This is a genomic window from Streptomyces sp. NPDC059002, from assembly GCF_042740435.1.
Lineage (GTDB): Bacteria > Actinomycetota > Actinomycetes > Streptomycetales > Streptomycetaceae > Streptomyces.
The window spans coordinates 104812-123814 of the sequence record NZ_JBHYJI010000011.1; the positions used below are offsets into that span (position 1 = coordinate 104812).

Annotated in this window: 18 protein-coding genes and 2 pseudogenes; 9 read left to right on the forward strand and 11 right to left on the reverse strand. The window is 71.3% G+C overall.

The window, feature by feature from the left end; translation table 11 throughout:
• Nucleotides 1-39: 39 nt before the first annotated feature.
• Nucleotides 40-411, reverse strand: a complete 372-nt coding sequence (locus ACFWZ2_RS13180; protein ID WP_384545164.1) for a hypothetical protein — start codon at nt 409-411, stop codon at nt 40-42.
• A 390-nt stretch (nt 412-801) separates the two neighbouring features.
• Between ACFWZ2_RS13180 and ACFWZ2_RS13185 the strand changes: the two are divergent.
• Nucleotides 802-936 (forward strand): annotated as a pseudogene (locus ACFWZ2_RS13185) (AAA family ATPase); the annotation flags it as partial.
• 288 nt (nt 937-1224) lie between these two features.
• Nucleotides 1225-2502, forward strand: coding sequence for a molybdopterin-dependent oxidoreductase (locus ACFWZ2_RS13190; RefSeq protein ID WP_384545165.1), 1278 nt, complete (start codon nt 1225-1227; stop codon nt 2500-2502).
• A gap of 328 nt (nt 2503-2830) precedes the next feature.
• Here the strand turns inward: ACFWZ2_RS13190 and ACFWZ2_RS13195 are convergent, their stop codons facing one another.
• The 3 genes from ACFWZ2_RS13195 to ACFWZ2_RS13205 are packed head-to-tail and all read right to left on the reverse strand — an operon-like array spanning nt 2831 to nt 5015.
• The gene (locus ACFWZ2_RS13195) at nt 2831-3622 is read right to left on the reverse strand and encodes a class I SAM-dependent methyltransferase (protein ID WP_384545166.1); all 792 of its coding nucleotides are present in this window, start codon (nt 3620-3622) and stop codon (nt 2831-2833) included.
• Nucleotides 3619-4278 carry a DUF2064 domain-containing protein gene (locus tag ACFWZ2_RS13200; RefSeq protein ID WP_384545167.1) on the reverse strand — a complete coding sequence of 220 codons (660 nt, stop codon included), beginning with the start codon at nt 4276-4278 and terminating at the stop codon, nt 3619-3621. Before ACFWZ2_RS13200 ends, ACFWZ2_RS13195 begins: the two co-directional genes overlap by 4 nt.
• Nucleotides 4275-5015: a glycosyltransferase family 2 protein gene (locus ACFWZ2_RS13205; RefSeq protein WP_384545168.1), complete on the reverse strand. Its 741-nt coding sequence runs from the start codon at nt 5013-5015 to the stop codon at nt 4275-4277. The genes ACFWZ2_RS13200 and ACFWZ2_RS13205 overlap by 4 nt, the downstream gene beginning before the upstream one ends.
• A 124-nt stretch (nt 5016-5139) precedes the next feature.
• On the opposite strand from ACFWZ2_RS13205, the gene ACFWZ2_RS13210 reads away from it, so the two are divergent.
• Together ACFWZ2_RS13210 and ACFWZ2_RS13215 are read left to right on the forward strand one after the other, a co-directional pair.
• A complete protein-coding gene (locus ACFWZ2_RS13210; RefSeq protein WP_384545169.1) occupies nt 5140-5901 on the forward strand; it encodes a response regulator transcription factor in 762 nt (253 codons plus the stop codon).
• A gap of 5 nt (nt 5902-5906) precedes the next feature.
• The gene (locus ACFWZ2_RS13215) at nt 5907-7019 is read left to right on the forward strand and encodes a sensor histidine kinase (protein ID WP_384545170.1); all 1113 of its coding nucleotides are present in this window, start codon (nt 5907-5909) and stop codon (nt 7017-7019) included.
• A gap of 99 nt (nt 7020-7118) precedes the next feature.
• Here ACFWZ2_RS13215 and ACFWZ2_RS13220 read toward each other — a convergent pair whose 3' ends face one another.
• A complete protein-coding gene (locus ACFWZ2_RS13220; protein WP_384545171.1) occupies nt 7119-8168 on the reverse strand; it encodes an NAD-dependent epimerase/dehydratase family protein in 1050 nt (349 codons plus the stop codon).
• Nucleotides 8169-8489: 321 nt separating this feature from the next.
• Here ACFWZ2_RS13220 and ACFWZ2_RS13225 point away from each other — a divergent pair, with 321 nt between their 5' ends.
• From ACFWZ2_RS13225 to ACFWZ2_RS13235, 3 genes are all read left to right on the forward strand, one after another.
• Nucleotides 8490-9155: a nitroreductase gene (locus tag ACFWZ2_RS13225; RefSeq protein WP_384545172.1), complete on the forward strand. Its 666-nt coding sequence runs from the start codon at nt 8490-8492 to the stop codon at nt 9153-9155.
• 432 nt (nt 9156-9587) lie between these two features.
• Entirely contained in the window at nt 9588-10148 is a 561-nt protein-coding gene (locus ACFWZ2_RS13230; protein ID WP_384545173.1) for a hypothetical protein, read from the forward strand.
• A 396-nt stretch (nt 10149-10544) separates the two neighbouring features.
• Entirely contained in the window at nt 10545-10943 is a 399-nt protein-coding gene (locus ACFWZ2_RS13235; protein ID WP_384545174.1) for a hypothetical protein, read from the forward strand.
• Nucleotides 10944-11432: 489 nt separating this feature from the next.
• Here ACFWZ2_RS13235 and ACFWZ2_RS13240 read toward each other — a convergent pair whose 3' ends face one another.
• The 4 genes from ACFWZ2_RS13240 to ACFWZ2_RS13255 all read right to left on the reverse strand — a co-directional run bounded on the left by ACFWZ2_RS13240 (nt 11433) and on the right by ACFWZ2_RS13255 (nt 14986).
• Nucleotides 11433-12296 (reverse strand): hypothetical protein, encoded by an 864-nt coding sequence (locus tag ACFWZ2_RS13240; protein WP_384545175.1) that lies wholly within the window; start codon nt 12294-12296, stop codon nt 11433-11435.
• Nucleotides 12293-14155: a GMC oxidoreductase gene (locus ACFWZ2_RS13245; RefSeq protein ID WP_384545176.1), complete on the reverse strand. Its 1863-nt coding sequence runs from the start codon at nt 14153-14155 to the stop codon at nt 12293-12295. Before ACFWZ2_RS13245 ends, ACFWZ2_RS13240 begins: the two co-directional genes overlap by 4 nt.
• The gene (locus ACFWZ2_RS13250) at nt 14155-14565 is read right to left on the reverse strand and encodes a hypothetical protein (protein WP_384545177.1); all 411 of its coding nucleotides are present in this window, start codon (nt 14563-14565) and stop codon (nt 14155-14157) included. The genes ACFWZ2_RS13245 and ACFWZ2_RS13250 overlap by 1 nt, the downstream gene beginning before the upstream one ends.
• A gap of 205 nt (nt 14566-14770) precedes the next feature.
• Entirely contained in the window at nt 14771-14986 is a 216-nt protein-coding gene (locus ACFWZ2_RS13255) for a tautomerase family protein (RefSeq protein ID WP_384545178.1), read from the reverse strand.
• Between the two features lie 143 nt (nt 14987-15129).
• On the opposite strand from ACFWZ2_RS13255, the pseudogene ACFWZ2_RS13260 reads away from it, so the two are divergent.
• A pseudogene (locus tag ACFWZ2_RS13260) lies at nt 15130-15841 on the forward strand (transcriptional regulator).
• Nucleotides 15842-15919: 78 nt separating this feature from the next.
• Nucleotides 15920-16264, forward strand: a complete 345-nt coding sequence (locus tag ACFWZ2_RS13265) for an SCO0607 family lipoprotein (RefSeq protein WP_384545179.1) — start codon at nt 15920-15922, stop codon at nt 16262-16264.
• Nucleotides 16265-16355: 91 nt separating this feature from the next.
• On the opposite strand, the gene ACFWZ2_RS13270 is transcribed toward ACFWZ2_RS13265, so the two are convergent.
• On the reverse strand, nt 16356-17375 hold the full coding sequence (locus ACFWZ2_RS13270) for an NAD(P)H-dependent flavin oxidoreductase (RefSeq protein ID WP_384545180.1): 1020 nt from the start codon (nt 17373-17375) through the stop codon (nt 16356-16358).
• 45 nt (nt 17376-17420) lie between these two features.
• Nucleotides 17421-18935, reverse strand: coding sequence for a GMC family oxidoreductase (locus ACFWZ2_RS13275; protein WP_384545181.1), 1515 nt, complete (start codon nt 18933-18935; stop codon nt 17421-17423).
• Between the last annotated feature and the right edge of the window lie 68 nt (nt 18936-19003).

A 19003-nucleotide genomic window follows, 5' to 3' on the forward strand; every position in this document is an offset into this window, starting at 1 on the left:
GCCTTGCCGCCACGGGAGGGGCCGGGGGTGGTGCCGGGGTCAGCTACCGGTGTTGGTCGCCCAGATCGCGAACTTCGGTTCACCGACGCCGCGGGGGTCGTAGATGACCACGTTGCCGTCTTCCTGCACGGCGAGCGTGCCCCGGTAATTGGGGTACTTCTCCGACTTGGGGTCGATGGCCTGCCAGACCAGCCCGCCCTGGTCGTCGTAAACGTAGAGGTTGCCATCCATCGCGAACTCCGCCTTGAAGCCGCGCGGGTAGACGTTGTCCGCCTGCCAGATCGACTTGTCGTCGCGGTAGAGGACGAAGTTGCCGTCTTCCTGGAGGCGCAGGGCGATGCGGCCGTTGCCGGACGTCCAGGCCTGGTTGCGCTTGATGCTGGTTTCGGGGAGGAAGCGCGCGTCTGCCATCTGTTACCCCTTCAGCTCTGGTCCGGGGGACTTCCCCGACGCCGTACGCAAACCTAGGCGCACAAGGCTCCGCCATCTCAGGGAAGAAGCTGCCGACTTGATGAGACGTCAGGCAGGGGGATGGAAGACGCCAGAGGTTACCGAGGAGTGTTGTTGAGCGGCTTACGGATTCCGGCTGCGGCCCTCGGCTCATTCCGGGAGGAGGAGCGGGCGCGGCGCGTGGGGTGGGTGGGGACGCGGGGCGGTTGGCGGGATCGCCCCCCGCCCCGGATTGCCGTGGCGTCGCGGGCGCGTTTCCGATCGCGCGGGTCCGGCCAGCTTCAGCGGCCCTGTTACGGAGATTCTGGCGGGCTCGCTCCCTTGCCCCGGTGGCTCGTGCCGTGACCGGGAACCTTCACCGGCCCCCGGCTCTGCGCGGCCATCGTCGACCGCCTGACCTTCAACGGTGCCATCATCCAGACCGGCACCGAGTCCTACCGCCTCGCCCGCGCCAAAGCCCTGGCCGAGCGGACCGCAGCCAGCTGAGTGGCATGACCGACCCCGGAGCCGACGGGGTCGGCGTCACTGCCGAGGCGCATCTGCGGCTCTTCCATCCCAGCCCTCCGGCATCCAGTCGTGGGCTCAAGATCCTAAGCGCGAATCACCGCCACCGGTGTCGCCGAGCGCATCCAACAGGACACAGACCCGGCGAACCTTCCCGGTCACAGCACTAGGCGGAGGTGAGGCCTGGACGGGTCGTCGACGGTGGGACGTCAGCGTTTCGTCATGAGTCGTGGACCCGCTGCGGGCAGGGGTGCGGCATACGGTCGAGCCATGCCTCCCGCTCCACGGATCACTTCCCCGGCCGCTCCTGGATTCTGGCGCAGTCCGCTGCGCGGCCCCTGGCTCACCTCGGTCCTCGGGGTCGTCCTGTTGGCCGGTCTGACGGTGGTGTTCGTCACCGGTCTGCTGTCGTACGCCGCGTACAACCCGAACTTGTCGGCGGTCAATGACAAGACCCCCGACAAGGGGCTGCTCGGCTTCTACCTCTTCGACTGGCCCACCGACCCGCACTGGCTCTACCGCGTCAACCAGGGCCTGCACGTCACGGTCGGCATCACGCTGGTCCCGGTGCTGCTCGCGAAGCTGTGGTCGGTGATCCCGAAGCTCTTCGCGCTGCCTCCGGCGCGGTCGGTGGGGCATGCCCTGGAGCGGGTGTCGCTGCTCCTGCTGGTGGGCGGCGCCCTGTTCGAGTTCGTCACCGGCGTGCTCAACGTCCAGTTGGAGTACCTCTTCCCGGGCTCCTTCTATCCGCTGCATTTCTACGGCGCCTGGGTGTTCTTCGGCGCTCTCGTGGCGCATGTCGTGCTGCGGCTGCCCAAGGCGGTGCGCGTCCTGCGCGAGCAGGGATTCCGTGCCCGGCTGCGGGATCCCGGCCCCGAGCCGTACGAGGACGGCGGGCTCGTGTCGCCCCGCCCCGCCGAGCCGACCGTGTCCCGGCGCGGGGCGCTCGGCATGGTCGGTGCGGGTTCCGCCTTGTTGTTCGTGACGACGGCGGGCCAGAGCTTCGACGGCATCCTGCGCCGCACCGCGCTGCTGGCCCCGCACGGCGGCGCGGATCCGGGGAGTGGGCCGAACGGGTTCCAGATCAACAAGACGGCCGCGAAGGTGGGGGTCGGGCCGGTCGACACGGGGGAGGCGTGGCGGCTGGTCGTCGACGGCCCCGGCGGTGTCGTCCGGCTCTCACGAGAGGACCTGCTGCAACTTCCCCTGCACAGCGCGGCGTTGCCCATCGCGTGCGTGGAGGGGTGGTCGACCTCGGATCAGTGGTGGCGAGGGGTGCGGCTGCGGGACCTCGCGGTGCTGGCCGGATACGAGGAGGGAGCGGAGCCCGGCGTCCTCGTCGAATCCCTGCAGCGGCACGGCGCGTTCCGCAAGGCGGCGCTGCGCGACAACCAGGTCCGCGATCCGCGTTCCCTTCTCGCCCTGCAGGTCAACGGCGAGGACTTGTCGCCCGACCACGGCTATCCGGCGCGGATCATCGTCCCGGCCGCGCCCGGCGTGCTCAACACCAAATGGGTGTCCCGTCTGGCCTTCGGAGGACTGCGATGACGACGCGTCGTGGTGGCACGGTGAAAGATCGCTTCCGGCGGTGGTACGGCGAGGGACCACTGCAACTGCTCGTCCTGCTCGGGTCGTTCGCGGTCGCGGGCTATGCGGGGGTGCGCCTGCTCGGCGGCGACTGGCTGCTCATCGCCGTCTGGTTCGTCGGCGCGGCGGTGGTGCACGATCTGGTGTTCGTGCCGCTGTACTCCCTTGCCGACCGTGCCCTGCGGGCCGCCGCCCGGCAGCGGTGGGTCTCCTTCGTCCGCGTACCGGCTTTCCTCTCCGGCCTGTTGCTGCTGGTCTGGTTCCCGCTGATCGCAGGGCGGTCCGAGCGTTACGCGTCCACGACGGGGCTGCCCGCCGATGTGTTCCTCACCCGTTGGCTGCTCATCACAGCCGTGCTGTTCGCGGCCGCTGCCTTGTGGCGGGCGCTTCGTGCGGTACGGGGGCGACGCAGCGCCAGGAAGCATCGGCCCTCGGAGGTCCACTGATCGGCAAGGCGCCAGCCCTGCGGACGTGCGCGGCACAGCAGGGCCGCGGCCCCGAGCCGGGACCAGGGGAACAGCTCGCCCGGTGAGCCGCGTCCGTCGTCCACGCACACCTCCACGCGCTCGTCGACGTCCACCGATGCGGTCTCGACGATCAACAGGCCGCCCGGGGCAAGGAGTTGGGCCACGCGGGCCAGGAGTGCGGTGGGGTCGCCCCCGATGCCCACGTTGCCGTCGATGAGCAGTGCGGTGCCCCAACGCCCCTCGTCCGGCAGTGGGTCGAAGACGGAGCGGAGCAGTGCCGTGCCGCCCAGGCGGAGCGTGCGGTCGACGGCGGCCTCGCTGACGTCGACGCCGAGAGAGCGCTCGCCACGGGCCGCGAGAGCGGCGACCAGCCGCCCGGGACCGCAGCCGATGTCGAGGACGCTGCCCTGGCAGCGCCGCAGCGCGGAGAGGTCCGCGGGACCAGGAGCCGCGCACCAGCGTTCGACCTCCAGGGGGAGCAGCCAGCCGTCGGTGCGGCGCAGGAACAGCGGGCCGTGGCCGTTGCGCAGGGCGTTCGCGTACGGGTCCGCGTGCCAGGGGGCGGGCCCGGATCCGGTGGCGTGGACGGTGCCGGGCGGCACGGTGGTGCTCATCGACCGCCTCCGGCGGCCGAGCCGGACGCGGCGGTGAGGCGGGTGAGGGCGGCGGCGAAACGGCTGCCGGGCGCGGCGGCGGCGACCAGGTCGGCGTCGGTGGCGGTGTCGACGTCGCGCAGGAGGGGCAGATCGCGCACCCGTAGTCCGGCACCGACGAGCCGGGCCCGTTGCCGGGCTCCGGTGTCGGGTCTCGACATGGGGACGCCGCGCAGCAGTTCCGGCCTGGGCGTGGCAAGGCCGAGCGCCCAGAAGCCGCCGTCGACGGCCGGACCGAACCAGGCGTCGCCGTCCCGCCAGGCGTCGGGGGCGAGCGCGGGCGCGAGCAGCGAGGGGGTGATCTGGGGGGTGTCCATGCCGACCAGGAGGGCCGGACCGGTACAGGCGGCGAAGGCCGCGGCGAGCCGTTCGTCCAGGCCGCCCGCGCCTTGCGGGACCACGTCGATGCCGGACGGGAGCCAGGGACCCGGTTGTCCGTCGAGCACGAGGACGCGGCGGTACGCGGGTGCCGCGCGCACCGTGTCGAGGGTGTCGGCGAGGGCCGCCGCGGCCAGTTCGGCCGCTTCCTCGGGGGTGTAGGGCGGGGTGAGGCGGGTCTTGACCCGCCCAGGGACCGGCTCCTTGGCGATGACCAGCAAGGTGGTGTCCGGGGTCATCGTGCATCTCCCGCCGGGTCCGGCGCCGCGGCCCGCGGTGGTTCGGCGAGCACCGCTCTCATGTCCCGCACCGCGTGCCACGTCCCCCGCCACGTCCCGGTGACCTTCGACTTCCCGGTGCGGGGGAGATAGGGGACGTCCCGCTCCTCGATGCGCCAGCCCGCGTCGGCCGCGCGCACCACCATCTGCAGCGGATAGCCGCTGCGCCGGTCCGTGAGGCCGAGCCCGAGCAGGGCCTCGCGCCGGGCCGCCCGCATCGGGCCGAGGTCGCGCAGCCGCAGGCCCGTGCGGCGCCGCAGCATCCTGGCCAGCGCCGCATTGCCCGCCCGGGCGTGCGCGGGCCAGGCGCCGCGCTCCTGGGGGCGCCGCCGCCCGAGGACCAGCTCGACCGCTCCGTCGGCGACATCGCGTACGAAAGGCCGAAGGAGTCCGGGATCGAGCGAGGCGTCGCAGTCGCAGAAGCACACGATGTCCGCGTCGGATGCCATGAGTCCGGCGTGGCAGGCGGCTCCGAAGCCGCGCCGCGGTTCGTGGACGACGGTGGCGCCGTGGGATCGCGCGATGTCCGCCGAGCCGTCGGTGGATCCGTTGTCGACGACGAGGGCCCGCCAGCCCGCGGGGATGCGGTCCAGGACCCAGGGCAGTGCGGCGGCCTCGTCGAGGCAGGGGAGGACGACGTCGACCCGGACGGCGCGTGCTCCGGGCACGGCAGGATCTGTCGAGGGGGAGAGGCGCATGCCGCTCACCTTACGAAGCAGAAAAGGACATTTCGGGCTTGTAGTCCTTACGAAACGCGGACGTCGGAGGGCCCGGCAGGTCCGCGGGGCGCCTCCGTCGCGCGCTGGATGCGACGCTGGCCGTATGCAGCCACCACCGCAGGAACACGGTCCCGGAGCCTTCCGGGTGCTCGTCGTGGACGACGACCCGACCGTCGCCGAAGTCGTCGAGGGCTACCTCGAACGCGCAGGTCATGTCGTCGACCGCGCCGAGGACGGCCCCTCGGCCCTGGCGTGCGCGACGGCCCGCCGGCCCGATCTGGTCGTCCTCGATCTGATGCTGCCCGGCATGGACGGCCTGGAGGTGTGCCGCCGTCTGCGTGCCGAGCGGCCGGTGCCGGTCATCATGCTCACGGCCCGCGGTGACGAGGACGACCGGATCCTCGGTCTCGAGATAGGGGCCGACGACTACGTCACCAAGCCGTTCAGCCCTCGCGAGCTGGTCCTGCGCGTCGGATCGGTGCTGCGGCGCAGCCGGGCGTCGGCGTCCCGTGGCCCCGCCGCACCGCTGCGGGCCGCGGGCGTCAGCGTGGACGAGGTGGCCCGGCGCGCCGCCAAGGACGGCAGGGAACTGGCCCTGACGGTACGTGAGTTCGACCTGCTCGCCTTCTTCCTGCGGAACCCCGGCCGGGCGTTCGGCCGCGAGGAGCTGATGCGCGAGGTGTGGGGCTGGGAGTTCGGCGACCTGTCGACCGTCACGGTCCACATCCGCCGGCTGCGCGGCAAGGTCGAGGACGATCCGGCCAGGCCCCGGCTGATCCAGACCGTATGGGGTGTGGGCTACCGCTTCGAAGCGGCGGACGCCCCTCTCGCGAGCCACCCCCGACCGTCGCGAGCCGAAGGCTGACCCCCGTGCAGGACATCCTCCTCATCGCCCTGTTCGCCTTCCTGGGGGCCGCGGCCGCCGGGCTCCTCGGCGCGCTGGCCCTGCGCCTGCTGCGGCACCGCTCCCTGGTGGTGGCGCTGACCGTCGTCGCGGCGGTCGCGATCCTCGCCATGCTCGCGGGGACGCTCTCCGTGGCCTGGGAGATGTTCCTGTCCCCGCACGACCTGACCGTGGTCACCATCGTCGTCGCCATGGCCGCCGTGGTGTCGCTCGCCACCGCGCTGCTCCTCGGCCGCTGGGTGGTCGCCCGCAGCAAGGCCCTCGCCCTGGCGGCCCGGACCTTCGGCGACGGCGGCAGCTTCGCCGCCCCGCCCGAACCCGGCAGCGCGGAATTCGCGGAGCTCACCCGGGAGTTGGAGGCCACCAGCGCCAAACTCGCCGAGTCCCGCGAGCGCGAGCAGGCCCTGGAGAGCTCACGCCGTGAACTGGTCGCCTGGATCTCCCACGACCTGCGCACCCCGCTCGCCGGTCTGCGTGCCATGTCCGAGGCGCTCGAGGACGGCATGGCCACCGAGCCGGACCGCTACCTGCGGCAGATCCGCACCGAGGTCGAGCGCCTCAACTCCATGGTCGGGGACCTCTTCGAACTCTCCCGCATCCATGCCGGAGCGCTCGCCCTGTCCCCGTCCCGCATCTCCGTGTACGACCTGGTCGGCGACGCCCTCGCGGGTGCCGACCCGCTCGCCCGAGAACACGGCGTACGTCTCGTCGGCGACGGGGTGGAGGCGGTCCCCGTCGAGGTCGACAGCAAGGAGATGAGCCGTGTCCTGGGCAACCTGCTGATCAACGCGATCCGCCGTACCCCGGCCGACGGCACCGTCGCCGTGGCCGCGCAGCGCTCACCGGAGGGCGTGGTCCTGTCCGTGACCGACGGCTGCGGCGGAATCCCGGAGGAAGACCTGAGCCGTGTCTTCGACACCGGCTGGCGCGGCAGCCACGCACGCACCCCGCCGGGAGGCGCGGGCCTCGGCCTCGCGATCGTGCGCGGCATCGTCGAGGCACACCAGGGCTGGGCCGCCGTCCGCAACGTGGACGGCGGCTGCTGCTTCGAGGTCACGCTGCCGGTGGCGCGGTCCTGAGGAGGGGTGGGGGCAGCCCTTCAGAGCGGGGAGCGGGAAGCGGGGACATGGGCGGGTGCGGGGATCCCCCTCGCAGCAGGAACATGAACGAGTGCGGGATCACCCCCGCAGCGGCGCCTTGGCGAACTCGGCCATGCCCTCCGCGAACCCCACCCCGGGCCGCCACCCCAGTTCCGCCCGCAGCCGCCCCGAGTCCGCGGTGACATGCCGTACGTCACCCAGCCGGTACTCCCCGGTCACGACCGGTTCCGGTCCGCCGAACGCCCCCGCGAGCTCCCGCGCCATCTCCGCGATGGTGTGCGGTTCGCCGCTGCCGGTGTTGTACGCCGTGAACGTCCCCGCGGCTCGTTCACGGACCGCCTCCAGGGCGACCGTGTTGGCGTCGGCCACATCCCGTACGTGGACGAAGTCCCGGCGCTGGCCGCCGTCTTCGAAGACGCGCGGTGCCTCGCCCCGTTCGAGCGCGGAGCGGAAGAGCGAGGCCACCCCCGCGTAAGGGGTGTCGCGTGGCATGCCGGGTCCGTACACGTTGTGGTAGCGGAGCGACACCGCGCTGCCCTCGGTGTCCCGCGCCCACGACGCAGCCAGATGCTCCTGTGCGAGCTTGGTCGTGGCGTAGACGTTGCGGGGATCGGCGGGGGCGTCCTCGCTCACCAGACCGGGCCGCAACTCCGCTCCGCACACGGGACACAGGGGTTCGAACCGTCCGGCATCGAGGTCGGCCACGGTCCGCGGGCCCGGCCGTACGACCCCGTGCCGGGCGCATTCGTAGCGCCCTTCCCCGTACACCACCATCGACCCGGCGAGCGTCAGGTGCCGCGTCCCGGCCTCGGCCATCGCGGCCAGCAGCACTGCCGTGCCGAGGTCGTTGCAGCCGACGTACGCGGGCGCGTCAGCGAAGTCCTTGCCGAGGCCGACCATCGCCGCCTGGTGGCAGACCGCGTCCACCCCGCGCAGGGCGACTGCGACCGCGTCCCGGTCCCGGACGTCCGCGACGATCCACTCCTGCCCGGCGGGCGGCTGCGGTGGCCGGGCGTGCGCCGAGGCCAACAGGGCGTCGAGCACCACGACTTCGTGCCCACGGTCCACGAGGACCTCGACGATGTGCGATCCGATGAACCCGGCTCCGCCGGTGACAAGTACGCGCATGCGGGCCAGGCTAGGCCCGCCGAGTCCAGGTCCCGGCGCTCGGCGGGGCTTCGTCACGGGCTCGTAAGAACCCTTCCCCGCCGCTTGAGCGGAGGCGTACTGATTCCCCGGCGGCGCAGATAGGTTCCGATCTTGGTGCTGCTGGAGGAACGGTCCGCGCTGACGCTGTCCGGCGACCGCCATGGCGGGCCCGAACCCACGCGCGGGGCGCGGACCTTGTCCATGACGGGTTCCTCGATGCACCGGCCGCACCGTGGCGATGCTCGGCGCCGACCGCTGAATACGGTGGAGGGGCTCGGTCGAGTGAGAGGACGCGAAGGCGTGGATGTGTACGAGGCCGTGGACAGTCGCCGGGCTGTGCGGGCGTTCAGTGATGAGCCGGTCCCCAAGGAGATACTCGAACGAGTGCTGACCGCGGCGACGCGGGCTCCGTCGAGCGGGAACCTCCAGCCCTGGCGTGTGTACGTGGTGACCGGCGAGCCCTTGGCCCGACTGAAGGGGTGTGCGACGGCCAGGGCGCGGGCGGGCGACCCGGGTGATGACCGGGAGTATCCGATGTACCCGGCCGAACTGACCTCGCCGTACCTGGACCGCTTTTCCGCCGCGGCCGCCCAGCGGTACGAAGCGCTGGGCATCGAGCGCGACGACCCCGACAGGCCCCAGAAGATCGCCGCCCTGAACTCGGAGGCGTTCGGGGCGCCGGTGGTCCTGTTCTGCTACCTCGACCGGGCCATGGGGCCCGGACAGTGGGGCGACGCGGGCATGTACTTGCAGACGGTCATGCTGCTGCTGAGGGCGGAAGGGCTGCACAGCTGCCCCCAGGTCATGTGGACCAAGTACCACAAGACGGTCGGCCGGACAGTCGGAGCCGATGACGGGCTCGTGCTGTTCTGCGGCGTCTCGGTGGGGTTCGAGAAAGAAGGTGTGCCATGGCTGCGTACCGGGCGGGCAGACATGAGAGAAACAGTCAGCTTCATCGGGGCGTGACCGCCGGGCAGGCCAAGGTCGACAGAACAGCTCCTGGCGTGCTCCTCCCGGCTGCCTGCGGTCCGGAGGAGGACGGCACTTCGGGGGTGGGGGCGCGTCGCTGGGGCGTACGTCGATGGAGAACTGCGTTTCCAGGCGTCTGCATCCCTGCAGACTGGCCCACCCGATGGCGCACTCGCGTGCCAGGTCCCGACCAGCTTCGAGCCCCAACCCTGCCCTGGGATCACTGTCAAGATCCCTCTCGGAGAGGGGCCGGGCCTCGGCGGGCTGGGACAGGCAGACAATCCTGGATCCGGCCAGAGTGCCGGGTTCGCCGGGCAAGGAAGTGATCGGGTCAAGGGCCCCGGGTGCGGGGAGACCGAGCCGTCGTTCACGCCATCGAGCGCAGAGCTCACCTCCGCCACAGGAGCGAGCGAAGGCACTGGCCCATGCGTGCTCACGTTCGGGCTCAGGACCGACGGGACGACGCTGTACGCGTTCGCGGAGGTGGCGGACCCCTGGTACTACTGGGGCGGCGCCTGGTACCGCGGCGGCACTCGGTGGATAACCCTCGACCCGCTCCAGTTCACCGTCACCTTCGACAGCCAGGTGATCCTGGACGCGAAGACGACCGGCGGCGTCGAAGGGTCCGGCAGGGGCGAGAGCAGCGGCGTTCCCTACCCCGGCGATGGCACCTTCAAGCTCACCGGCAGCACCACCGTGATCGGACCGTACTGGGAGGTCCATGCGGCCGCCATCGTGCCGTCGCAGACCACCCAACTCGACCTCTACGTCACCGGCCAGGACACGCAGGCGCTCGGCAAGGCCCTGGAGAGCATCTCCGACGACTCCATTCACGCCCTGGCCGGCAAGCTCCAGACCGTCGTCGGTCCGACCACCAGTCCCTCCGTCACCGAGAAGATCGCCGCCTTGGGTCACGACGACGACCCCGCCCGACTGCGCGCCCAAGTCATCGCGGTGGTCACCGCGATCGCCGACGAGGAAAAGAGCTGACCACACTCCCCGGCGCGGTTACGTCCAGCGCGATGCCAGGCCGAAGAAGGAACCGCCCTCCCGGCGGACCTCCTTAGAGCCCGCCCAAACAGATGCGGCGAAGTTCGCTGCTGGTCCATCGCTGTGCGGCTTCATCCAGGCTCGGACACATGAGGGGACCAGTACGTGACTTCGCCGCCCTGCGACCCGACGCGGGACGCCGAAAAGTTCTCCGTGGCTACCTCTGTGGTTTACAAGGCACCTACAACTACCGCGCTGGGTCTACAGCGCCCGGGTGACGCGTCGGTGGGGGAGAGCCCGTTAGTTTCTGCCTGGTCAGCAAGATTCTTCATGTGCACGTCAGTCGACCCGTGGACCGGCGGGGACGGCGTGCATGTCGACCACATTGGGGGACTCATGGTTACCACCAAGCGGATCGCCGTGGCAGTGGCTGGTACCGCGGCCGCTCTCGCCGCGACGATCGTGCCCACCCAGGCCGCGAGCGCGCATACCTCTGAAGCCGCTCCGCTGTCCTGCTACACGCAGTCGTACGAGTCCCAGCCGGGCAGCGGCTCCAGCAACGCGCACTGGCCTTACACGGGAACGTGGGCGGTTGTCAGCTCAGGCTGCACCGCCATCAAGATAAAGACCAACTACACCCGCACTGTCAGGGTCTGCACCCCGAGCGCCTGCAATGGGTGGAAGGTGGCGAAGAGGGGCGAGTGGAAGACCATCTCCTCTCCCGCGCAGCCCGGGAAGCAGTTCTACGTCCAGTTCGAGAACGTGAATGTCAGCACCGGCTTGATCGAGTACTGACGCGATCGACCTGACTGATTCGACCTGACTGATGGTGCCGCGCCGCAGTGCCCCGCTCACAGGGGTGCTGCGGCGTTCGTACGACCCTTGAGGCCGTCGGCAGGCGAGGCGATCGCCCGGCGCAGTAACTCAGCTGGTGAGGGCTGATGTTGACGGCGTCGATGGTTCGGCACTCGGGGAAGTGGTCGGCCAGGAGGCGGGAGAGGAATCCTCAGCCGCAGCCCAGATCCAGAATGCGCCTCAGCCGCGGGCGATCCGGGCCGGTCGGTCCGGCGATTTCGGGCTGTCGACGACGTGGATGAAGGAACGTGGGACGTTCTGGCTGGTCATGTGGGGGGCCTGTGATCGTCGGGGCGTAAGGCCACGGCGCCTGCCGACGGCGATCGGGGTTGGAGCGTGTCGGCGACAGGGAAGGGCCAGTTCCGGCTCTGCCGCCTCCTGCACGACCGTTACGCCGACGGCCCGTGACGCTGCCATCGGGCCCGGCGGTCAGGGGCGCGGCGGCGTCGGGACGTAGTACGGGCGGTTGTGGGCGGCCACTGGGGGGGACTGGTGTGTCCAGACGCCGGCGGCCGGTGCTCTCTCTTCGAGGAGGGCGCGGATGTCGTGGCCGAGACCGTCGCCCGGTGTGTGGACCGCAAGGCGGGTGCGGTCCGAGTGTTCGGGGGCGGCCAGGTCGTACCAGTGGTAGGGCTGGTAGACGTTCATGGGGCCGGCGAGCAGGCGTCCCTCGCGGTCGGTGCCGTAGCCGGTGATCGGGGCGGAGTTGGCGGCGACGGCGGTGAGGCCGGCCAGTTCCACCGTCACGTCGAGCAGCGGGTCCGGGCCCCGTTCCAGGGTGTCGTTCGGGCCGATCGTGGCCGCCTTGCACCGTACGGTCCAGGTCTCGCCCGCAGGTCCGTTGAGGGACGGCAGATCGACCTCGAACCAGCCGGGGTGCTTGGGTTCCGCGTAGAGCTCTTGCCCGGCCCTGATGGCGAACGGGTTGTCGCACACGACGTGGATGCGGGCGATGCCGAGCAGTTTCGTCTGGTCCCAGCCCTGTGCGTACTGGGCGTAGGTGAGTTGCGGCAGGCGGTCGCCCTCGCCGGTCGGGAACGCGATGACGTTGAATTCGATCTCCTGGGTGACGCCACCGCCGAACGCGTACTGCGCGAAGTACAGCTGGTAGTTGAGCGAGACCAGCGCCCGTCCTTCATCGAAGGCGGCCGCGGTCAGAGCCGGATGGTGCTTGGCGAGCAGTTCGCGGACCGGGCCCGGGTCGACCAGCCAGTCGATGCCGACCTGGTGCAACGCACCGTAATGGAAGGGGAGTCGGAAGGGTTCGGGCACGGGCGGCAGGGCGGCGGTCATGCCGGGGCTCCTGGGGTCGGTGACGGCTCATGGGGTGCGGGGGATGCCGGGGGCGGGGCGAGGGAGGCCGGGCGGTCGCGGGCCGCCAGGTCCGCCTCGACGTGCTCCGCGCTGCGCAGGGCGAGCGCGGCCATCGTCAGCGTCGGGTTGGAGGTGGCCACCGAGGGCATGCTGCCGCAGCCGACCGCGTACAGGCCGGGGTGGTCCCAGCAGCGCTGCCACGGGTCCACCACCGACGTGGCCGGGGAATCGCCCATGATGTGGGTTCCGGCGGCATGGCCCGCGCCGCGGTAGCCGTATGTACGGCCGCGATGCTCGAAGCGGCCGGGCCAGGCCGCGACGGGCGTGTAGTCCGTGTGGTCCTCGGCGTCGAGCAGCGCGAAGATCTGGTCGGAGACCGCTCGGGCCGCCGCCATCCCCTCCTTCACGTGCTCGTCCAGGTCGTACGTGACGAGGGGGCGGGGCAGGCCCAGCGGGTCGCGCTCGTGCGGGTGGAGGGTGACCCGGTTCGCGAGGGTGGCACCCTGTTCCATCTCGAACTGGAGGGCGAACTGGCGGCGGATCCGGTCTCCGACCGCCTGCCGTAACTCCGTGCCGAACAGGCCCCGTTCGGTGAGGAAGTGGGCCACGTCCGCGTCGACGGACCCCTTCGCCCAGGTCCAGCCCCACGCCCCGAGCTCGACGCGGAACGGCGCCCGAAGGCGGCGCGCCGCGCCGGTGCGGAAGCCTTCGAGGCCGGAGACCGAGCCGGGGCCCCGGTAAGGCCCGGCGTCCTCGGGCAACAGGCCCCAGGTCAGCAGGACCGGATGGTCCATCAGATTGCGGCCGACCTGACCACTGCGCTCGGCGAGCCGGGACAGGAGCAGCAGCCGGGCGTTCTCCACGGCGTGCGCGGCGAGCACGACGACATCGGCATGCGCGACGGACACCGCCCCGTCGTACGAGAGGTACTCCACTCCCGTGGCGTGCCCCCGCCCGTCGACGAGCACACGGCTCACCACGGCCCGGTCCCGGAGCGTGACGGTCGCACTCCAGCGCCCCTGGGTCTTGAGCGGCGTGTACTTCGCGTACGAGGGGCAGTGCGGGACGCAGCTCGCGTTGCCCACGCACCGGCTGTCCGGGGCGGGCCGCCCGTCCCGCCCGCGCGGCACGTAGCCTCGGCCGCCGTCGTAGCGGGCGTCCGGAACGCCGTTGCGCGCGTGCGGGGTGCCGACCACTCTCAGCTCGACCTCGCCCAGGGAGACGGGGTCCTTGACGCGCTGTCCGTCGAGGCGGGCCGCGAGGAGACGGTCCACGCGCGAAGGGGGCAGGGCTCGCATGGGGAACACGTAATCGTCGGGGAAGGGCAGGCCGACGTGCTCGCGCTGTTCGTCGGCATCGGCGGCCACCCCCAACTCCTCCTCGGCCGCCCGGTAGTGGCGCTCGAGGTCGGCGTAGGTGAGGGGCCATCGCCGCCCGTACCCGAAGGACTCGGTGTCGAAGTCCTCCGGGAGCATGCGCGGCGCGAGGCCGGTCCAGACGTTGCCGGTGCCGCCGTTGACACGGACGTATCCGCTGGCGTACGGGAGCGGGCCGTCCTGCCGCAGGTGGCCGGCCGCCCGGAAGCCAGGGGTCCCGTCCGTGCCGGAGAGGTCCGTCACCTCGGGCCAGGGGGCTGCCGGGTGGGCCCGGTAAGGAGAGCCGGGTACCTTGGCGGCGGCCGTCAGATAGGTGGTGAGCGGATCGGCGGACGGCACGTGGTCTCCGGAGCCCGCCGCGCCCGCCTCCAGGACCAGGACCCGCCGACCGTGCAGGCCGAGCCGGTGCGCGACGAGGGAGCCCGCGACACCGGCGCCCACGACGATCACGTCGTACCGCATCACGGGCGGCTCTCCCCCGTTCCGTCGCCCACCCCGGGCCGGTCGCCCGCCTCGCCCCAACTCCCATAGCTCCCAGGCTCCGTGGCGGGAGCCTTGAGACCGGCCGCCTTCCAGACGAGGCCCTCTGCATAGGCGCGCGGGGACACCACGATCGGCGGCGGGCCCGGCCAGCTTCCCGTGTACCAGAGGTACGTCACCGTCCGGGCTGCTTCCCGCAGCTCGCCATCCATGACGTCGTCCGGTTCCCCCAGCTCGAACAGCAGCCGTGCGAACCGCGCCGCGCCGAGCCGTTCCGCGGCGACTGCCCGGTACACCTCGGTAAGACCGGTGGCCTCCAGGTCCGATTCCTCGAAGCCTGTCAGCCGCGCCGACAGGGCGGTGAAGCGATGTACGTCGTCTGTGAGGGACACGCGGGCATCGGTGCCCGGCCGCCCGTCGGTCCATGCGCCGTGCCCGCGGAAGGGCTTGTTCGCGACTTCGGGCGGGCCGGGATCCTCGCAAGAAGTAGCGATCAGAGGGGATTTGGCCTCGACTCCGCGGGAGCCGAGCCGTGCGAACCGGTCACGGGCGCGGCAAGGCCGGCCGCGAGGCTGCTCGCCGCTCTGCCAGGGGGCGTCAACCACCGGACGTCCGCTGGAGCTTGGCGAGGGTGAGGACCTCGCCGCCGATGCCCCAACCGCCGTCCGGGACCTCCTCGACCAGGACCATGGTGGTGGCACGGGCGCGTTCGCCGTAGAGGTCGACGTACAGCTCGGTGGTGGCGGTGACGATCCGTTCCATCTGCTCGGTGGTCAAGGTCCCGGAGGGGACCTTGAAATTCGCGAAGGGCATGACGGGCTCCTTGACGCAGGACTCGGAAGGACTGCTTACGTGGGCCACGGTCGGCGGGTGCCGCACGGTGAGCCAGGGCTGTGTCCACCCTGGGGTTGCGGGCCCCTGGCTCGGACGGCGCCGCACGGTTCAGGACGGGCGGCGTGGACCTTCCCGAACTCGCCGCCTTCCTCACGTCCCGGCGCGCCCGCATCCGGCCGTGCGACGTGGGCCTGCCCACCGGGCCGCGGCGTCCAGCCCTCCGAGCAGACCCTGGCCGCGCTCGCCCGCGCGCTGCGGCTGAGCAGTGACGAGCGCGACCATCTGTTCCACCTCGCCGACCGGCGCGTCCCACCCGCAGCGCACGGCCCGATGGCCCACGTACAGCCCGGTCTGCTCGGCCTCCTGGACCGGCTCGCCACCACACCCGCCCTGGTCATCACGGACCTGCACGAGACCTTGGCACAGAACGAGTTGGCCACCGCCCTGTTCGGGCCGCCTCCAGCGGCGCGCGGCCGTACGGCCGGGTTCGTGTACCGCTGGTTCACCGACCCCGCCTCGCGCATGATCTATCCGCCCGAGGACCACCCGCACCACTCCGAGGTCTTCGTCGCCGATCTGCGGGCCGTCGCCGCCCGCCGCGGGCGTGACCCCGGTGTCATCCGGATGGTGGCCTAACTGCGCCGCCGCAGCGCCGAGTTCAGCGCCTTGTGGGACACCCGGGACGTCGCCGTCCGCAGGTGGCTGCTCTGGCTCACCGCCCCGCCTGGCACGGATGGCGCGGCCCGCCTCGAGCTGCTGTCCCTCATCGGCACACAGGACATGACGCCGACCATCCGGCCGCGCGCGGATGGGTACGCTCCCGGCGCTTTTTGAGTGTGCGTACTCAGGCCTCGGAGGCAGGTAGCGGCGACAGTAGGGGGCAGACCTTTCGACCGGCGACAGGAGAGAGCCGTGCCTTCAACCCACAGGCCGTGTCGGCCCACCGCCACTCGCAGGGCCGGTGGCGCTCGTGCGGCAGCCGCTGCTCTCGTCGGCGTGGCCGCGGTCGTGGCACTCACCGGATGCTCCGCCTTTGAGTACCGGGAGGACATCTGCTCGGACGGCGAGTACCCGGTCATGACGGTGGGCGACACCGGATCCGCCTGTGTCGCGAACGGAGAACAGCCCCCGACGGGATTCACGCGGTACCCGGAGGGCAAGGTGCCGCAGCAGGTGGATGACACATGGGACGTGTACTGGCGCACCCACACGCTGGACAAGGACGGCAACATCATCGACGCTCCGGACGCCGGCTGACCGTATCCACGTCATGCCGTCCGCCTGCGCCGTCTTCGCCACGTGGGCCTTGATGGTGGGAAGTTCACGTTCTTCCACAACGGGACGGTGCTCACCGCTGCCGTCGCATCGTCAGGATGCGTTCGGCCTGGCCCATCACCTCCCGGACGATGTCCCCGGCGGGCCGGATGTCGTGGACGAGGCCGACGCCCTGTCCCATGAGCCAGGGCATCTCTTCCCAGTCGGCCTCGGTCGCGGGCACGGGCGGCAGCACGTTGAACTTGCGCAGCACCGTCTTCTCGCCCTGGAAGACCGTGGTGCCGACCGGTTCGAGGCCGTCACGGACGGTCGGTACCTCGGGCTGCCTCTCGTTCCACTGGGACACCACACGGTCGCGCTGTACCCGCATCGGATTGAACTCGGGCCACTCCGGGCCGAAGATCCCGCTGAGCACGGTGTCCTCGCCCCGTGCGACGATCAGCCGACGGTGGTGTTCGGGGTGTACCTGCGCCTCGTGCGAGGCGACCAGCCGGGTGCCCACCCACACACCGGCAGCACCCAGGCACAGGGCCGCGGCGACCTGGCGTCCATCGGTGATCCCGCCGGCGGCGAGGACGAGCGCGCGATCTCCCACGGCGTCCACGACGGCGGGCACCGCGACCATGGTGGGCAGCCCACCGTAGTTGTGCCCGCCCGCCTCCCAGCCCTGGGCGACCACGACCTCCACACCGTCGTCGACGGCACGCCGCGCGGCGTCGGCGGAACCGACCTGTTCCCACACCGAGATCCCGGCATCGCGCAGCCGGCCGAGCTGGTCGGCAGGCGGGTGGCCCCAGTGGAAGGAGACGATCGGGACCCGCTCCTCGACACAGACGCGTACGAGCTCGGAGTTGTCGAAGTAGGTGATCAGGTTGGCGTGGAACGGAGCACTTCCCACGCGCTTGCGGATCTCGTGGATGATCTGCCGGAGCTCATCCGGGCGCATCAGCCCGGCACCCACCGCACCGATGCCACCCGCTTCGCAGACGGCCGTCGCCAGTTCCGCGGTGCCGCCCGCGAAGGCCATCCCGGCACAGACGAACGGGAACGGGACGGCGAACTCCTCGGTGAGGCGGGTGGACAGTACGGCCATGTCGTTCTCCTCCTTCGAAGAGTCCCCGCGTCCCGCCAGAGGCCTCTAGAGGTCGGTGCGCAGCAGCTCCGCGGCACGTTCGGCCACGGCGTACACAGTGGCGTTGGTGTTCGCCGACGGGATCGACGGGAAGACGGAGCCGTCCGCGACCCTGAGCCCGGCGATCCCGTGGACACGGAGGTCGGGTCCGACGACGGAGAGGTCGTCCTCTCCCAACCGGCAGGTGCCCACCGGGTGGCAGTACGAGGCCAGGGTCCGACGCAGATACGCGCGTACGGCCCCGTCGTCGTCCGTGCCGGGCCCGGGGAGCGCCTCCTCGCCGCGCCACGCGGCGAGAGCCTGCGCCGCGCCGATCTCCCGGGCGAGTCGTACACCGGCGACGACCGCCTCGAGGTCGCGGTCATCGGCGTAGAAGCCGGGGTCGAGCAGCGGTGACACACCCGGCGCGGCCGTCGCGAGGCGTACTGTGCCGTGGCTGCGCGGTCGCATCAGGGAGACACCGATGGTGTAACCGTCCTCGGGTCCCTCGACTGAAGGCAGATGGAGCGGGATGTCGACGAAGATGACCTGCAGATCCGGCTCGTCAAGGGCGGGGTCGCTGCGCAGGAGACCGATGGCTTCGCCGTGGTTGCTGCTCTCCCGTACGGGGAGGGGGCGAGTCGGTCTGAACACGACACTGGCGATCGGATGGTCCTGGAGATGCGCGCCCACACCGGGCAGGTCGAGGACGGTCTCGACGCCGACGTCCCTCAGGTGCGCGCGAGGACCGACCCCGGACAGGAGCAGCAGCTGTGCGGAACCGATGGCACCGGCGGTCAGAACGACCTCGCCCGCGCACGGTGCGGTCACCGATTCGGTGCCGACGCGGTACTCCACACCGGTGCAGCGCCCCTCGGCGACGTGCAGCCGGTGCACCAGGGCGCCGGTCACGACGGTCAGGTTGGGGCGGTCGAGGACCGGCCTGAGATAGGCGTCCGCGGCGCTCTGCCGCCTGCCGTCGACGATGTTCAAGTCGGTGAGGCCGAACCCCTCCTCAAGACCGCCGCTGATGTCGGCGGCCCGGGCGTATCCCGTCTGCGCGGCCGCCTCCAGGCATGCCTCGATCACCGGGTGCGCGGGGGCGGCGGGCGCGACTGTCAGCGGACCGCCGATGCCGCGCAGCGCCGGGTCCCGGCCCTCGGCGTGCTCGCTGCGCTTGAAGTAGGGCAGCAGATCGTCGAAGCCCCACCCCTTGGCTCCCTCTCGTGCCCATCGGTCGTAGCAGGAGCGGTGCCCCCGGGCGAAGACCATGGCGTTGATGGCTGAGGAGCCGCCCAGACCGCGCCCGCGAGGAAGGAGCGGGGTGGTCCCGGTGGCCGCCTGCTCGACGGTGAACTCGCCCCAGTTCGCCGGGGATTCCAGCAGGGTCGGCCACAGGGAAGGCACGCTCTGCGCGGGCAACGGCTCCGAGCCGCCGGCCTCGATCAGCAGGACATGTGTGTTCTCACCCGCGGACAACCTGTTGGCCAGCACACAACCGGCTGTGCCCGCACCCACCACGATGAAGTCGTACGCTGGCACGCCCACCTCCCCATTTCGCCGTGCACGGTGCCGATTCTCCTCGGGCCGGGCAGAAGAGAAGGACGCGG

Coding starts and splice junctions, on each gene's coding strand:
- ACFWZ2_RS13180 (WP_384545164.1), bottom strand. CDS start 411: ATGGCAGACGCGCGCTTCCTCCCCGAAACCAGCATCAAGCGCAACCAG.
- ACFWZ2_RS13190 (WP_384545165.1), top strand. CDS start 1,225: ATGCCTCCCGCTCCACGGATCACTTCCCCGGCCGCTCCTGGATTCTGG.
- ACFWZ2_RS13195 (WP_384545166.1), bottom strand. CDS start 3,622: ATGAGCACCACCGTGCCGCCCGGCACCGTCCACGCCACCGGATCCGGG.
- ACFWZ2_RS13200 (WP_384545167.1), bottom strand. CDS start 4,278: ATGACCCCGGACACCACCTTGCTGGTCATCGCCAAGGAGCCGGTCCCT.
- ACFWZ2_RS13205 (WP_384545168.1), bottom strand. CDS start 5,015: ATGCGCCTCTCCCCCTCGACAGATCCTGCCGTGCCCGGAGCACGCGCC.
- ACFWZ2_RS13210 (WP_384545169.1), top strand. CDS start 5,140: ATGCAGCCACCACCGCAGGAACACGGTCCCGGAGCCTTCCGGGTGCTC.
- ACFWZ2_RS13220 (WP_384545171.1), bottom strand. CDS start 8,168: ATGCGCGTACTTGTCACCGGCGGAGCCGGGTTCATCGGATCGCACATC.
- ACFWZ2_RS13235 (WP_384545174.1), top strand. CDS start 10,545: ATGGTTACCACCAAGCGGATCGCCGTGGCAGTGGCTGGTACCGCGGCC.
- ACFWZ2_RS13240 (WP_384545175.1), bottom strand. CDS start 12,296: ATGACCGCCGCCCTGCCGCCCGTGCCCGAACCCTTCCGACTCCCCTTC.
- ACFWZ2_RS13245 (WP_384545176.1), bottom strand. CDS start 14,155: ATGCGGTACGACGTGATCGTCGTGGGCGCCGGTGTCGCGGGCTCCCTC.
- ACFWZ2_RS13255 (WP_384545178.1), bottom strand. CDS start 14,986: ATGCCCTTCGCGAATTTCAAGGTCCCCTCCGGGACCTTGACCACCGAG.
- ACFWZ2_RS13270 (WP_384545180.1), bottom strand. CDS start 17,375: ATGGCCGTACTGTCCACCCGCCTCACCGAGGAGTTCGCCGTCCCGTTC.